We start from the raw sequence: 13,372 nt of genomic DNA, 5'->3' as shown, positions 1-13,372 counted from the left end.
ATGCCAAGCACACGATTCGTCCGTTCCGCGCTGACCGCGGCCACCCTGGTCGCGGTGGCCGCGGCATGCAGCACCGGGCCGGACGAGGCCTCGGTCGATGCCGCGCGGTCCTCGGCCAATGCCTCGCTGTCGTCCTCGATCGCTACCTCCTCCAGCGCCGCCCACCGACCACTGCCCTCCGCCGCCGAATTGGACGCGCAGATCAAACGCGCCCTGGATCCGGCGCTGCCCGACTCCCAACGCACCGACCTCATCGAGGACGGCGAGGCCTTCCGCGACGCCATCCCGGACATGTACAAGGCGCTGCAAGACAATCCGCGCGCCGTTTACGGCGTCACCGACCCGGTCTTCGACAACCGCGACGGCACACTGACCGCGACCATGCGCCTGGACAAGGACGGCACCGGCACCGCGGTCCGCACCACCGTCGTGCATTTCGTGCTACACGACGGTAAGTGGAAGATCTCGCGCACCGACCTGTGCGGCATTCTGCGCTCGGCCGACTACCGCACCGCGGCCTGCGGCTAGATGATCGAAGCCGGTTCGCTGCGGTGGGGTCGTCTCGTCTACCGCCACCGCTATCTGGTGCTGGGCATCGCCATTGTCGCGGTGCTGCTCTCGGGCTGGTACGGCCGGGATCTGGCGGGCCGACTGACTCAGGAGGGCTGGTTCGACGACAGCAGTGAATCGGTGGCCGCCGCCAAGATCGCCGATACCACCTTCGGGCGCGATACCGACAGCGACATCATCCTGCTCTACACCGCACCCGAAGGCATGACCGTCGACGACCCGACCGCGCGTACGGCAGCGACGAATTCGCTGACGCAGCTACTGGCCCATCACCCCGACCGGATCCTGAAAATCGACAGCTATTGGGACAGCCCCTTCGCCGGGCAGGCCACCGATGCCTCGCACACCCATGCCTTCGCCAGCGTCGGATTGCGCGGAGAAGGCACCGCGACGGTCGAGAACTACACCGCGATCAAGGGTGAACTGGGTGCCGGGCACGCAGGCGGTGGGCCCGGCGGCACCACGGTGCAGTTGGCCGGGCTGCAACCGATTGTCGAGGGCATCAATCAGGGTATGCAGGACGATATCCGCCGGGCCGAGATCATCGCGCTGCCGATCGTGGCGATCCTGCTGTACTTCGTTTTCGGCGGGGTGGTCGGGGCGTTGCTGCCGGTGCTGATCGGCGCGATGACGGTACTGGGCACCCAGGGCACCATCCGGATGCTCACCGATCACATCGCCGTGAACGTCTTCGCCAGTGCGGTGGTCACTTTGGTGAGTCTGGGGTTGGCGATCGACTACGGACTGTTCACCGTGACCCGGTTCCGGGAAGAGTTGGCCGCCGGGCGCAGTGTGGAGGACGCGACGGCGCGCACCGTGGCCACGGCCGGGCGCACCGTGCTGTTCTCGGCCGCGATCATCGCGATCAGCCTGGCGGCGCTGTTCATCTTCCCGAACGGGGTGTTGCGGTCGGTGCCCTATGGCGGCATCAGCTCGGTGCTGCTCGCCGCGCTGCTGTCGGTGACGGCGCTGCCCGCGGTGCTGAGCATCGTCGGGCGGCGAATCGACCTGTGGGGTTGGCATCGGTTCTCGCGCAGCAAGACCGAGGCGCAAATCGACGCCGGATTCTTCTCGCGGTTGGCGACGTGGGCGATGCGGCGACCGTGGGCTGTGGTGGTGCCGATCGTGCTCGGACTACTCGCGTTGATCGTGCCGATCCGCAATATCGAGTTCGGCGGGATCAGCGAACGCTACCTCTCTGACGACAATCCGGCACGGGTCGCCCAGGAGCGGTTCGACCAGTTGTTTCCGAGTTTTCGCACCGAGCCGATCAAACTGGTCGTGGTGGGCGCGAATCCGCAGCAGCTCAGCGATATTCGCTATGAGGCGAGCCGAATTCCCGGTCTGACCGGGCGTTTCGAACCCGGTGCGCCGACCAAGGACGGGATCAATGTGCTCAACGCCGGTCTCGCCGACAAGCGCACCGCGGATGCGGTGATCGATGCGCTGCGGGCGATTCCGGAACCGTCCGGGGTGCAGATCATGGTGACCGGGGTGCCCGCGCTCGAACGTGACAGCATCAACGGGTTGCTGGTGCGGCTGCCGTTGCTGGTCGGACTCCTGGCGCTCGCGGCGTTGGCGATGCTGTATCTGGCATTCGGTTCGATCGTGTTGGCGCTCAAGGCCGTTGTGATGAGCGCATTGAGTCTGGCCTCCACACTGGGGGTGCTCACCTGGGTGTTCGTCGAGGGCCACGGGGCCGGGATCTTCGACTTCACGCCCGGGCCGCTGATGTTCGCGGTGCTGGCGCTGATCGTGACGGTGGTGTTCGGGCTGTCCACCGACTACGAGGTGTTCCTGCTGTCGCGGATGGCCGAGGCACGCGCGGACGGCGCGGCGCCGCCGGAAGCCATCCGATCCGGCATCGCCCACACCGGCGGCGTAATCACTTCTGCCGCAGCGATTCTCATCGTGGTGACCGGCGCGTTCGGGTTCTCCGATCTGGTGTTGATGAAGTACATCGCCTACGGGATGATCGCCGCGCTGGTCCTGGACGCGTCCGTGGTCCGCATGCTGTTGACTCCCGCGGTGTTGAAACTCATCTGGCGTTGAGCGGGTCGCTGCGCGGGCGAGAGGATCGAGAATGACTGTGCTCAAAGGCGCGAACCTGGGCCTGATGTTTCTGCTGGAACTGGGCGTACTGGCCGCAGCGGCGAGCTGGGGCTTCACCCTCGATGCGAACCCGATCGTGCGCATCATCGCCGGAATCGGCGCCCCCGCGGTATTCATCGCGGTGTGGGCGCTGTTCGCCGCGGGCGGCGGTAAGAACGCGCGATACCCACTGACCGGACCGTGGCGCGGACTATTGGAAATCGCCTGGTTCGGCGGCGCTGCGGTGCTGATCGGACTTGCCTTCGCGGCGCCGGCCGGGATCGTGTTCTTCGCGCTGTGGGCGATCAACGGCGCGCTGCGTTTGCTGTGGCATCAGACCTGAGATCAACTGTTCGCACTCGGTCAGCCGCACTCCGTGTGGTCCAGTTGCGGCGCGGTGGTCCGTGATCGGGGCGGGGGCGGCGGGACGGTTGCCAATCCTCGGCAGCGCAGGTGGTCATGAACTTCGACGCAGGGAACGCGGCTGCCCTGTCGGTCGTGCGGGTACGGCGGCAGGGTCAGCGGCGGACGGGGAGGACCAGTTGCGCGCCGGTTATCGGGTGGTCGAGGACTTCGACCGGGTGCTGGTAGACGCGGGTGAGCAGTTCAGTGGTGAGGACTTTGCGGGGTGGACCGTCGGCGGCGATGCGGCCGGATTCCAGGACGGCGACCCGGTCGGCGTAGGCGGCGGCTATGCCGAGGTCGTGCAGGACGACGACCACGGCGGCGCCCGCGGCGGCTCGGGCGGTGGCCAATCGCAGGACCGCTTCTTGGTGACCGAGGTCCAGAGCGGCGGTAGGTTCGTCCAGCAGCAGGGTCGCGGTGTCCTGAGCGAGGACGCGGGCCAGGGCGACGCGGGCGCGTTCACCGCCGGAGAGCGTCGGAAATGGCCGGGCGGCAAGGTGTTCCACATCGGCGGCGGTCATCGCGGCGCCGATCCGCTCGTCATCGAGATCCCGCCGCTGCGTCCGCACCCACGGCGCACGCCCCATGGCGACCACCTCGCGAGCGGTGAACGGGAATCCGACCGTGTGACTCTGCGGCAATACCGCCCGGCGCCGCGCCATATCCAGATGCGACCAGTGGCCCAGCGCCCGTCCATCGAGTTCGATCGTGCCCTGGCTCGGCTCCAATTCACCCGCGAGCGCCGCCAACAGTGTCGATTTGCCCGCGCCGTTCGGCCCCACGAGCGCGACGATCTCGCCCGCGACCACGTCGAAGTCGACCGCTTCGAGCACTCGCCGCGTATGCGCCCCCGAGGCACCACGCCTGTCCACGCTCACACCGCTGGCCCGAAGCGTCACCGCACCCCGCTGCGGTGACACCGGCAACTCATGCGTGCGTGCGAACATCGAACCCAATCGCTCCAGAACCCCGCTCACACCCGCAACCCACCTGCGCGCGGGTACACCCGACCATTCGCCGATGATGCTGTCCGGCACCTCATGCCCAACCTCCCGCGCGAGCACGTGTGCGGCGTAGGAGCCAGAAGAAGAAGGGTCCGCCGATGAGGGAGGTGAGCATGCCCAGGGGCAGGTCGGCATTGTGGACCAGGGAGCGGGCGGCAACGTCGGCGGCGAGGAGTACGACCGCGCCGACGATGGCGCTCAGTGGGATCAGGATGCGGTGGGCAGGGCCGACGAGCATGCGAACCACATGCGGCACGATCAACCCGACGAACAGCACGATGCCGGTGAAGGCGACACCCGCGGTGGCGAGGACGGCGACCACCACGATGACGTTGCGCCGCAAGCGCTCCACGTCCACACCCAGGTGTCGCGCGGCGGATTCACCGAGAGCGAGCAGGTCCAGGCGGGCCGCGATGAGCACCGCGGCGAGAATGCCGAGAGCGGCCAGTGGCGCCACGACGTGCACCGCATCCCAGGTGGCTCCATTGAGACTGCCCAACTGCCAGAACACGATCTGATCGCGGGCGGCTGGAGTCGCGATGAACAGCAGGAACGCGATCAATCCACCCGCGAAGGCGTTGATCGCGACACCGGTGAGCACCAGCGTGACCACCTCGGTGCGCCCATTCGAGCGCGACAGCAGATACACCAGCAATGTGGTCAGCAGCCCCGCCGCGAATGCGGCCGCGGCCACCGACCACGCCGCCACGAACGCACCACCCACCACGATCACCGTGCCCGCACCCACCGCCGCTCCCGCCGACACCCCGATCACACCGGGTTCGGCGAGCGGATTCGCGAACACCCCCTGCAACAATGCACCCGCTGTCGCCAATGCGGATCCGACCAGGATCGCCAGCACCACGCGCGGGAACCGCACCTCCCACAGCGTCACCTCACCGGCCGGATGCGCGGGCATCGGCCCCCAGTCCAACCCGATCCGATGCAACACACTGCCCGCCACCTCGGCAGGCGTCGTCGGCACCTGACCGATCGCCGCCGACGCCAACGCCAACACCACCAGAGCAGCCACCGCCACCGCGAACACGATCGCGGTACGCGACCACCCCCGCGACTTGGGCGCAACGGTATGCGGACTGTGCGGCATCGCCGAGTCGGTCGCGGTGGTTCCCGCAGCCCTTTCGTTCACACCCACACCTGCCCGATCGCCGCTCATGCGGGTTCGGTGCCGTACACGGCCGCGCTGAGGGCGGCGATCACCCGCCCGGTATTGGGGCCGAAGCTCAACACCACCGAGTCGGCCATATCGACCACGCGCTTGTTGCGTCCGGCGGGTGTCTGCGCGATGCCGGGCACCTTTTCCAGCCCGGCGACGCCGGCGACCGACTTCAGCCCATCCGACATCACCAGCAGCACATCCGGCGCGGCCGCGATCATGGCCTCACTGGTGATCGCCACGAACGGCTCGGTCAACCCGGCCGCGGACCCCGCGTCGCGTGCGCCGAGAGCGGCGATGAGGGCGTCGGCGCCGGAGCCGGGTCCGGCGAGCATGGTGATGGCGGTGCTGCGCAGATAGAGGAAAGCGATGGTGAGGGCTTTGTCTTGTGGGGGCACCGCAGCGCTGGCGGCGGCGATCTCGTCGCGGGTGCGCTGGGCCAGGGCCTGGCCGCGATCGGGTACACCGAGTGCGGCGGCGACGGCCTCGATCTGCGGTACCACCCCGTCCATCGTGCGCTGCGGATCGAAGTAGACGACGGTCACCCCCGCCGCGCGCAGTTGCTCGCGCACCTGAGGGGCGGCGCTGGTGCTGTCGGTGAGAAAGACCGAAGGACGCAGCGCCAGAACGGATTCCACGTTCAGCGAACCACTGCCACCGGTCACGATCGGCAGATTCGCCACCGCGGGGAACCCGGCCGCGGTGCTGCGCCCGACCAGTTTCGCGCCCATACCCAACGCCCAGACCGTTTGCGCGAGGGTGCCGAAGCGGTCGGCGGCGATGATGCGACCGGCATCGGTGACGGTGACTTCGGCGCCGTCGAACGATCGGACGCTCGCAGGCAGTGTGGGCGTGGGTTCGGGCCCGATCGGCACCGGGTCGAGGTTTTCCAGTTTCGCGGTGACCGGCCCGCGCCCGCCCCTGCTCGTAACATCGCTGCTGGTACCGCAGGCCGAACCGACCAGCAGGGTCAGTGCCAGTAGGGCCAGGAGGGAACGCACCCCGCCGGATCGGACACGGTCGAGAAACCTCATGCAGGTAAGGCTAGCCTCCCTCATCGGTTCACCCCGCCGCGCGTGCGCTGACATCGTCGAGCGCGGCCGCGATGGCGCGCGGCAGTTCCAAGGTCTCGGCGGCCAGCACCCCGGTCAGCTGGCCGATATCGCGTGCGCCGACGATCATGCTCGCGATGCCGGGACGGTCCCGGATCCAGGCCAGGGCGACGGCCAATGGTGAGGTGGCAAGTCCGTCGGCGGCGGTCACCAGTGCTTCGACCACGCGGGTCGCGTGGTCGTCGAGTCGGTGCCGGATCTCGGCGGCGGTCGCCTCGTCCGCACCGCGCGAATCGGCGGGCACCCCGTCGCGGTATTTGCCGGTGAGAATGCCCCCGGCCAGCGGCGCGGTGGCGATCAACCCCACACCATGATGCTGGGCGGCGGGAATGAACTCGGTTTCGGTGTCACGGGTCAGCAGGGAGTACGGGGCCTGAGCGACGGTGACGGGCGCGACCGCCGCGAGGCTGGCGACCTGCCAGGCATTGAACCCGCGCGCACCCGCATAGCGGACCCGCCCGGAGCGCACCGCGAATTCGAGAGTGGCGGCGACCTCGTCCAGCGGAGTCGCCGGATCCCAGGCGGCGACTTGCCAGATATCGAGATAGTCGGTGCCCAGTTCGAGCAGCGTCCGATCCAGCTGACGCAGCAGTGCCCGACGGGAAGTGTCCACGGCCGGACGCACCGGCTCCGGCTCGGGCACGTTCGGTCCGACGGGTGCGGAGGCGATCCGCGGTGTGACACCCGCGCAGCCACTGAGTACCAGATCGTCGCGGGAGACCAGGTCACCGAGCAGTTCGGCCAGAATCCGTTGTGCCGCACCACCGGCATAGGCAGGGGAGGTGTCGACTAGGGTGCCACCCGCCTCGGCGAAGGCCACCAACTGCACCGCCGCATCGTCGGTATCGGTATGCGCACCCCAGGTGTGGGTCGCAAGTCCTATCCGGGACACCCGTAGGCCGCTGCGGCCGACCGTCCGCTGTTCCATCACCGTGCCCGCGCAATCGTCACGGCGCCAAGCCTAGAGTGTGGATACACAACTCGACGCCCACCAGCGCCGTGGGTCGCAGGGTCGAGCCGGGCGTGCCGCCGCCGTCTCGGCACTGTACTGTCGCTGCGTGATTGCGGCGGTGGTCACAGTGATCGGATCGATCGCCGGACCAATTGCCCAGTAGGAACACATATTTCGGGCGGAAGTGGAGGCTGGTTCGTGGTCGGCGAGTCGATGACCTGGGTTCAGGCCTTGATTCTTGGTCTGGTGCAGGGTCTCACGGAGTTTCTGCCGATCTCCTCTTCGGCGCATCTGCGCATCGTGTCCTCGGTGTTCTTCGGCGATGACGCGGGCGCCTCGTTCACCGCGGTGACCCAGTTGGGCACCGAGGCGGCGGTGCTGGTGTTCTTCGCCAAGGACATCTGGCGGATCATCGTCGCGTGGTTCGCGGGCGTGCGCGATCGGCTGACCAGCCGCGGCGAGCCGGAACTGCCGCTGCACGACCAGCCCACCATGCGACTTCCGGTCATCACCGCCGATCACAAGCGCGTGCTGGACGAGCAGGCGCAGCGTGAACTGGACTACCGCATCGGCTGGTACGTGATCATCGCGACGATCCCGATCGGTGTGCTCGGGTTCCTGTTCAAGGATCAGATCCGCACCGGCGCCCGCAATCTGTGGCTGGTGTCGTTCATGCTGATCGCCTTCGCGCTGGTCATCGCGGCCGGTGAGTACTACGGTCGCAAGATCCGCCCGATCGAACAGCTGACCACTCGCGACGGTTTGATCATGGGCTTCGCGCAATGTCTGGCCTTGATCCCGGGTGTGTCGCGTTCTGGCGCGACCGCGACGGCGGGTCTGTTCCTCGGGTTGGAGCGCGAAGCGGCAGTGCGGTTCTCGTTCCTGCTCGCCATTCCCGCGGTGACCGCCTCGGGCCTGTTCAGCCTGCCGGATGCGTTCGAACCAGCGGGTGAGGGCCTCAATGCCAGCGGTCCGCAACTGCTGGTCGCGACGATTCTGGCGTTCGTGGTCGGGTATGCCTCGGTGGCGTGGCTGTTGAAGTTCGTCGGCAAACATTCCCTGGACTGGTTCGTCGGCTACCGCATCGTGCTCGGGCTGACGGTCATGGGCCTGCTCGCGAGCGGAGTGGTTTCGGCGACATGATCGTTAGGCTGGTGCCATGACGGTGATCCTGCTGCGGCACGGTGTTTCGACTTCGAATACCGCCCGCACCCTCGCCGGGCGCAGTGCGGGCGTCGATCTGACCGAGCACGGCAATACCCAGGCCCGCGCGGTCGCCGAACGGCTCGCCGTGCTGCCGATCGAGCACATCGTGCACTCGCCGCTACTGCGCTGTCAGCGCACGGTCGCGCCGCTGGCGGAAAAGCTCGGTCTGGAACCGGAATACGACGATCGGTTGATCGAGGTCGACTATGGCGACTGGACTGGTAAGGCGATCGCGGATCTGCTGAACGAACCGCTGTGGAAGGTGGTGCAGCGGCACGCCTCGGGCGCGGTCTTCCCCAGCGGCGAAGGTCTGGCGCAGGTGCAGGTCCGCGCGGTGGCCGCGGTGCGCGAGCACGATCGACATTTCGCCGAGAGGGCCGGTCACGATGTGTTGTGGGTGGCGTGCACGCACGGTGACGTGATCAAATCCGTGCTGGCCGACGCACTCGGCCTGCACCTCGACGGTTTCCAGCGCATCGTGGTGGAACCCGCCTCGATCAGCATCGTGCGCTATACCCCGACCGCACCGTATGTGGTTCGGCTCAATGACACGGGGGATCTGTCCGGTTTGGCAATCAAACCGCAACAGCCCGCCGCCGATTCCCCGGCTCCCGCGGACCCCGAAGCCGGTCCGGTTCCCGGTGGCGAGCTTGGTGCTACCCCGAGTGCGGATAATGGGAATGCGGAGCTTTGAGATTCCTTGTAAACGAGTAGGTGGCGTGTTGCGGAGTCCAGCGCCGCGGGTAGTCGATCAGGGTCACGTATCAGGAGGTGCAGATGTCTCGCGCAATCCACGTATTTCGCACCCCCGACCGTTTTGTCGCCGGGACCGTCGGTGAGCCGGGCGATCGCGCGTTCTACCTGCAGGCCGTGCAGGAACCACGGGTTGTCAGCGTGGCGCTGGAGAAGCAGCAGGTAAAGGTGCTCGCCGACCGGATGGGTCTGCTGCTGGACGAGGTCGCGCGCCGCTTCGGCGCGGAGGTGCCGCCGCAGGCCGAGGACATCGCCGACAGTGACCCGCTGGTGACCCCGATCGATGCCGAGTTCCGGGTCGGCACGATGGGCTTGGGCTGGGACGCCGACGCCGGTGCGGTGGTGGTGGAGCTGCTTGCGATCACCGAAACCGAGGTCGACGAGTCGGTGGTGCTCGATGACACCGAGGAGGGTCCCGACGCGGTGCGGGTGTTCCTGACCCCGATCCAGGCGCGCGAGTTCGCGTTGCGCTCCACCCGGGTGATCGCGGCCGGTCGGCCGCCGTGCCCGCTGTGCGGGGAACCACTTTCGGCACGCGGACATATGTGTGTGCGAACCAACGGATACAAGCGCGGGGATATTTTCGGCGCGGCCGAGCTAGAGGAGTAGTCCGTGACCGAGCCTCGGTGGCATACCGCGCAATTGACGGTGATCGGTCGGGTGACGACCGCGAGCAATGTCACCCTCGTCTGCGATGCGGATGGCTCCGACGGCGTTCGGGTGGTGTACAAGCCGGTGCGGGGGGAGCGGCCGCTGTGGGACTTCCCGGACGGCACGCTGGCCGGGCGTGAGGTGGCCTCGTATCGGGTCTCGGATGCGCTCGGCTGGGGTGTCATTCCGGAGACGATTCTGCGTGATGGCCCCTACGGGCCGGGCATGGTGCAGCGGTGGGTGGAGTCGGTGGACAATCACACCGATCAGGGCGACCGGCTGGATCTGGTGGATCTGGTTCCGATGGGCGCGGTGCCGGACGGGTTCTGCGAGGTGCTGCGCGCCCAGGACGCGGCCGGTAACGAGGTGTCGCTGATCCATGCCGACGATCCGCGGCTGCAGCGGATGGCTGTGCTCGATGTGTTGCTCAACAACGCCGACCGCAAGGGTGGGCACGCATTGGAAGGTGTCGACGGGCAGGTCTACGGTGTCGACCACGGCATCTGCCTGCACAGTGAGCACAAGTTGCGCACGGTGTTGTGGGGGTGGGCGGGCAAACCCATCTGCGACGGGTTGATGACCGATATCGCCACGTTCGCCAAGGAGCTACCCGGCGCGCTCGCCGATGATCTCGCACCGCATCTCACCGATGCCGAGATCGAGGCACTCGGCGATCGTGCGCAGGAGTTGCTGGACAATCCGGTGATGCCGATGCCGAGGACTTCGCGACCGATCCCGTGGCCCGCCTTCTGAGTCCGCGGGGCCTGCGATAGCGGACGGTGCAGTGTTGCATCGAATGCCGAAATGCGCTGGCTGCCGAATTGGAGGGCAGATAACGGCGACCGGCTACCCGCCCCATCGCCACCATCGAATTCGGTCCGCGCCCGCAAACCCATGCCGCCAAGCAGGGCGGCGCCGGCCGCTGGTGCATTCCGCGCCATGTCTATGACGCAACCTCGAATTCACCCAGATCGCATTCTCCGGAACAGACGCCGACAGCGTCTTCGTCCTCGAAGCGGACACCGTCATCGCGCCGGTCGAGCCGGCGTACCGCGGTCAGCTCAATAGCGGGCGGACCTCGGTCCCGGCGAAGCGGACGAATTCGATCAGGTCGGGATCATCGTCGGTGGGTTCGAGCACGACGGTGTCCGCACCTGCCTCGGCGTAGTGGCGGACGGCTTGCGCGATGGCGTGTGCGTCGCCCGCGACGCCCGCCTCGGGTGGGTGCTCGCCGGAGTTGCGTTGCTGGGCCGCCCTCAGGCGTTCGACCGCGTCCGGGCCGGTGGTGGTGAGCAGGTTGACGATGATCCGATGTGGCTCGCTGCGTTCGGCTTTCGCGCGACCTTCCTCGATGCGCGCTCGGGCGGCACGGACACCGTCGGGGGTGGTTCGCGAGGTGAGGATGGTGGCGTCGGCGAGTTCGCCGGACAGTCGTAGTGTCTGTGGGCCGGTCGCGGCGGCGGTGAGCGGTGGGGGCGTGCTGGGCGGCCAGTCCAGAGCCACATTGTCCAGGCGCACGTATCGGCCTGTGGCACTGACCTTCTCACCGTTCAGCAGTGCGCGGAGCGCATCCAACTGTTCACGCAGCAGCGTCATCGGCGATTCGACCCGTGCACCGATCTGTCCCATCCACTCCTGCACACCGTGCCCGAAACCTGGCATCACCCGGCCCGGATGCAGCCGCAACAGCGCCGCCACCTCCATGGCCGTGAGCGCCACATTCCGCAGCGGCACCGGCATCACCCCGATCCCGACCCGCACCCGCTCGGTCCGCGCCAACACCGTTGCGGCGGTGGCGATCCCACCTCCCCAGAAGCAGTCCTCCCACAACCACAGTTCTTCGAGACCGCTGTGCTCGGCCGCGGCCGCCACCGCGAGCAAGCGTTCCGGGGAAACCTGGGGCATCGACACCGCACCGAGAACAGTCACCCGTCCAACCTAGCGCGAGCCCACCCGGCCCCGGCCGAATTCGAGCGCACGGTACTCGCAGCAACTCAGCGACAGTGACCTGCGCCACTCACGGCAATTCGATCCACCAGACGGCAAACATTGACATCCGAGTTTCACGACATCGGGGCAGGTCAGATCCGGGGTGGTTGCCATACAACCTACCGTTGCGAGCAGGGCGCGGCGCAACGGCCCGCACCACACCTCTACCCTCGAATCATGCAGTCCTGGTCCGATACCGCCCTACCGACAATTCCCGGCGCAGGGCCACCGTTGCGGTTGTACGACACCGCTGACCGGCAGGTTCGCCCGGTGACCCCGGGCCCTACGGCCACCATGTACGTCTGCGGGATCACCCCCTATGACGCCACCCATCTCGGGCATGCCGCCACCTACCTGACCTTCGACCTGGTCAACCGGTTGTGGCGGGATGCGGGCCACGAGGTGCATTACGTGCAGAACGTCACCGACGTCGACGACCCGCTGTTCGAGCGCGCCGCCCGCGACGGTGTGGACTGGCGCGATCTGGGCACCCGCGAGATCAATCTGTTCCGTGAGGACATGACCGCCTTGCGCATCGTGGCACCGCGCGACTACATCGGCGCCGTGGAATCGGTCGACGAGGTCATCGAATTCGTGCAGAAGCTGCTGGCGTCCGGGGCGGCCTACACGGTCGACGATGCCGAATATCCCGACATCTATTTCCGCGCCGACGCCACCGACCAATTCGGCTACGAGTCCGGCTACGACCGCGCAACCATGGAGCGTTTGTTCGCCGAGCGCGGCGGCGACCCGGACCGTCCCGGCAAGCGCGACCCCATCGACGCGCTGCTGTGGCGCGCCGCGCGTCCCGACGAGCCATCGTGGCCGGCGCCGTTCGGTGCGGGACGACCCGGCTGGCATATCGAGTGTGCGGCGATCGCGCTCAACCGCGTCGGCCCCGAATTCGATATCCAGGGCGGCGGCAGCGACCTGATCTACCCGCACCACGAATACTCCGCCGCGCACGCCGAGGCGCTGATCGCGGGCCGCCGCTTCGCCCGCCACTACGTGCACGCCGGTCTCATCGGCCTGGACGGCGAGAAGATGTCCAAATCCCGCGGCAACTTGGTGCTCGTCTCCAAACTGCGCGCCGCCGGCGTCGACCCCGGCGCCATCCGCCTCGGCCTGCTCGCCGGTCACTACCGCCGAGACCGCATGTGGACCGACACCGTCCTCGCCGAGGCCACCGCCCGCCTGGACCGGTGGCGCCGAGCCACCGCCCTGACCTCCGGCCCCGCGGCCGAAGACACCGTCGCTCGCCTGCGCCAACACCTCGCCGACGACCTCGACACCCCGAAAGCCCTTGCTGCCGTGGACAACTGGGCCAACCAGGCGCTGAACTACGGAGGCCAGGACCGCGAGGCCCCCACGTTGATCGCAACCGCCGTCGACGGTCTGCTGGGTGTACAGCTGTAATCCAGGCCGCGACAGGGCATGGCACGGCATCCCACGCGTGACAAAC

General features: G+C 67.7%; 13 protein-coding genes. 8 read left to right on the top strand and 5 right to left on the bottom strand.

What is annotated here, in order from left to right; all coding sequences use genetic code 11:
* From ACQP2U_RS18405 to ACQP2U_RS18395, 3 genes are read left to right on the top strand one after another with little or no spacing between them, the layout of a single operon-like run.
* Entirely contained in the window at positions 1–528 is a 528-nt protein-coding gene (locus ACQP2U_RS18405) for a hypothetical protein (RefSeq protein WP_433715774.1), read from the top strand.
* Positions 529–2,622: an MMPL family transporter gene (locus tag ACQP2U_RS18400; RefSeq protein WP_433715773.1), complete on the top strand. Its 2,094-nt coding sequence runs from the start codon at positions 529–531 to the stop codon at positions 2,620–2,622.
* A gap of 31 nt (positions 2,623–2,653) precedes the next feature.
* A complete protein-coding gene (locus ACQP2U_RS18395) occupies positions 2,654–3,004 on the top strand; it encodes a YrdB family protein (protein ID WP_433715772.1) in 351 nt (116 codons plus the stop codon).
* A gap of 175 nt (positions 3,005–3,179) precedes the next feature.
* Here the strand turns inward: ACQP2U_RS18395 and ACQP2U_RS18390 are convergent, their stop codons facing one another.
* The 4 genes from ACQP2U_RS18390 to ACQP2U_RS18375 form a co-directional block, all read right to left on the bottom strand.
* A complete protein-coding gene (locus ACQP2U_RS18390) occupies positions 3,180–4,013 on the bottom strand; it encodes a heme ABC transporter ATP-binding protein (protein ID WP_433716519.1) in 834 nt (277 codons plus the stop codon).
* Positions 4,014–4,104: 91 nt separating this feature from the next.
* On the bottom strand, positions 4,105–5,178 hold the full coding sequence (locus tag ACQP2U_RS18385) for a FecCD family ABC transporter permease (protein WP_433716518.1): 1,074 nt from the start codon (positions 5,176–5,178) through the stop codon (positions 4,105–4,107).
* 65 nt (positions 5,179–5,243) lie between these two features.
* Positions 5,244–6,281 carry a heme/hemin ABC transporter substrate-binding protein gene (locus ACQP2U_RS18380; protein WP_433715771.1) on the bottom strand — a complete coding sequence of 346 codons (1,038 nt, stop codon included), beginning with the start codon at positions 6,279–6,281 and terminating at the stop codon, positions 5,244–5,246.
* A gap of 28 nt (positions 6,282–6,309) precedes the next feature.
* The gene (locus ACQP2U_RS18375; RefSeq protein ID WP_433715770.1) at positions 6,310–7,287 is read right to left on the bottom strand and encodes an aldo/keto reductase; all 978 of its coding nucleotides are present in this window, start codon (positions 7,285–7,287) and stop codon (positions 6,310–6,312) included.
* 237 nt (positions 7,288–7,524) lie between these two features.
* On the opposite strand from ACQP2U_RS18375, the gene ACQP2U_RS18370 reads away from it, so the two are divergent.
* The 4 genes from ACQP2U_RS18370 to ACQP2U_RS18355 all read left to right on the top strand — a co-directional run bounded on the left by ACQP2U_RS18370 (position 7,525) and on the right by ACQP2U_RS18355 (position 10,674).
* Positions 7,525–8,454 (top strand): undecaprenyl-diphosphate phosphatase, encoded by a 930-nt coding sequence (locus ACQP2U_RS18370; RefSeq protein ID WP_364348478.1) that lies wholly within the window; start codon positions 7,525–7,527, stop codon positions 8,452–8,454.
* 16 nt (positions 8,455–8,470) lie between these two features.
* On the top strand, positions 8,471–9,211 hold the full coding sequence (locus tag ACQP2U_RS18365) for a histidine phosphatase family protein (RefSeq protein WP_433715769.1): 741 nt from the start codon (positions 8,471–8,473) through the stop codon (positions 9,209–9,211).
* An 83-nt stretch (positions 9,212–9,294) separates the two neighbouring features.
* Positions 9,295–9,879 carry a DUF3090 domain-containing protein gene (locus ACQP2U_RS18360; protein WP_397038439.1) on the top strand — a complete coding sequence of 195 codons (585 nt, stop codon included), beginning with the start codon at positions 9,295–9,297 and terminating at the stop codon, positions 9,877–9,879.
* Between the two features lie 3 nt (positions 9,880–9,882).
* A complete protein-coding gene (locus tag ACQP2U_RS18355; RefSeq protein ID WP_433715768.1) occupies positions 9,883–10,674 on the top strand; it encodes an SCO1664 family protein in 792 nt (263 codons plus the stop codon).
* Between the two features lie 303 nt (positions 10,675–10,977).
* Here the strand turns inward: ACQP2U_RS18355 and ACQP2U_RS18350 are convergent, their stop codons facing one another.
* Positions 10,978–11,850, bottom strand: a complete 873-nt coding sequence (locus ACQP2U_RS18350; RefSeq protein WP_433715767.1) for an LLM class flavin-dependent oxidoreductase — start codon at positions 11,848–11,850, stop codon at positions 10,978–10,980.
* Between the two features lie 237 nt (positions 11,851–12,087).
* On the opposite strand from ACQP2U_RS18350, the gene mshC reads away from it, so the two are divergent.
* Positions 12,088–13,326 carry a cysteine--1-D-myo-inosityl 2-amino-2-deoxy-alpha-D-glucopyranoside ligase gene (mshC, locus tag ACQP2U_RS18345; RefSeq protein ID WP_433715766.1) on the top strand — a complete coding sequence of 413 codons (1,239 nt, stop codon included), beginning with the start codon at positions 12,088–12,090 and terminating at the stop codon, positions 13,324–13,326.
* Positions 13,327–13,372 lie beyond the last annotated feature (46 nt).

This window comes from Nocardia sp. CA-084685 (assembly GCF_050955785.1).
In the GTDB taxonomy this organism is placed as follows: domain Bacteria; phylum Actinomycetota; class Actinomycetes; order Mycobacteriales; family Mycobacteriaceae; genus Nocardia.
Note: the sequence above shows the minus strand (reverse complement) of the source record. Positions and strands in the feature narration are given on the sequence as shown.

Coding starts and splice junctions, on each gene's coding strand:
- ACQP2U_RS18405 (WP_433715774.1), top strand. CDS start 1: ATGCCAAGCACACGATTCGTCCGTTCCGCGCTGACCGCGGCCACCCTG.
- ACQP2U_RS18400 (WP_433715773.1), top strand. CDS start 529: ATGATCGAAGCCGGTTCGCTGCGGTGGGGTCGTCTCGTCTACCGCCAC.
- ACQP2U_RS18395 (WP_433715772.1), top strand. CDS start 2,654: ATGACTGTGCTCAAAGGCGCGAACCTGGGCCTGATGTTTCTGCTGGAA.
- ACQP2U_RS18390 (WP_433716519.1), bottom strand. CDS start 4,013: ATGTTCGCACGCACGCATGAGTTGCCGGTGTCACCGCAGCGGGGTGCG.
- ACQP2U_RS18385 (WP_433716518.1), bottom strand. CDS start 5,178: ATGCCGCACAGTCCGCATACCGTTGCGCCCAAGTCGCGGGGGTGGTCG.
- ACQP2U_RS18380 (WP_433715771.1), bottom strand. CDS start 6,281: ATGAGGTTTCTCGACCGTGTCCGATCCGGCGGGGTGCGTTCCCTCCTG.
- ACQP2U_RS18375 (WP_433715770.1), bottom strand. CDS start 7,287: ATGGAACAGCGGACGGTCGGCCGCAGCGGCCTACGGGTGTCCCGGATA.
- ACQP2U_RS18370 (WP_364348478.1), top strand. CDS start 7,525: ATGACCTGGGTTCAGGCCTTGATTCTTGGTCTGGTGCAGGGTCTCACG.
- ACQP2U_RS18365 (WP_433715769.1), top strand. CDS start 8,471: ATGACGGTGATCCTGCTGCGGCACGGTGTTTCGACTTCGAATACCGCC.
- ACQP2U_RS18360 (WP_397038439.1), top strand. CDS start 9,295: ATGTCTCGCGCAATCCACGTATTTCGCACCCCCGACCGTTTTGTCGCC.
- mshC (WP_433715766.1), top strand. CDS start 12,088: ATGCAGTCCTGGTCCGATACCGCCCTACCGACAATTCCCGGCGCAGGG.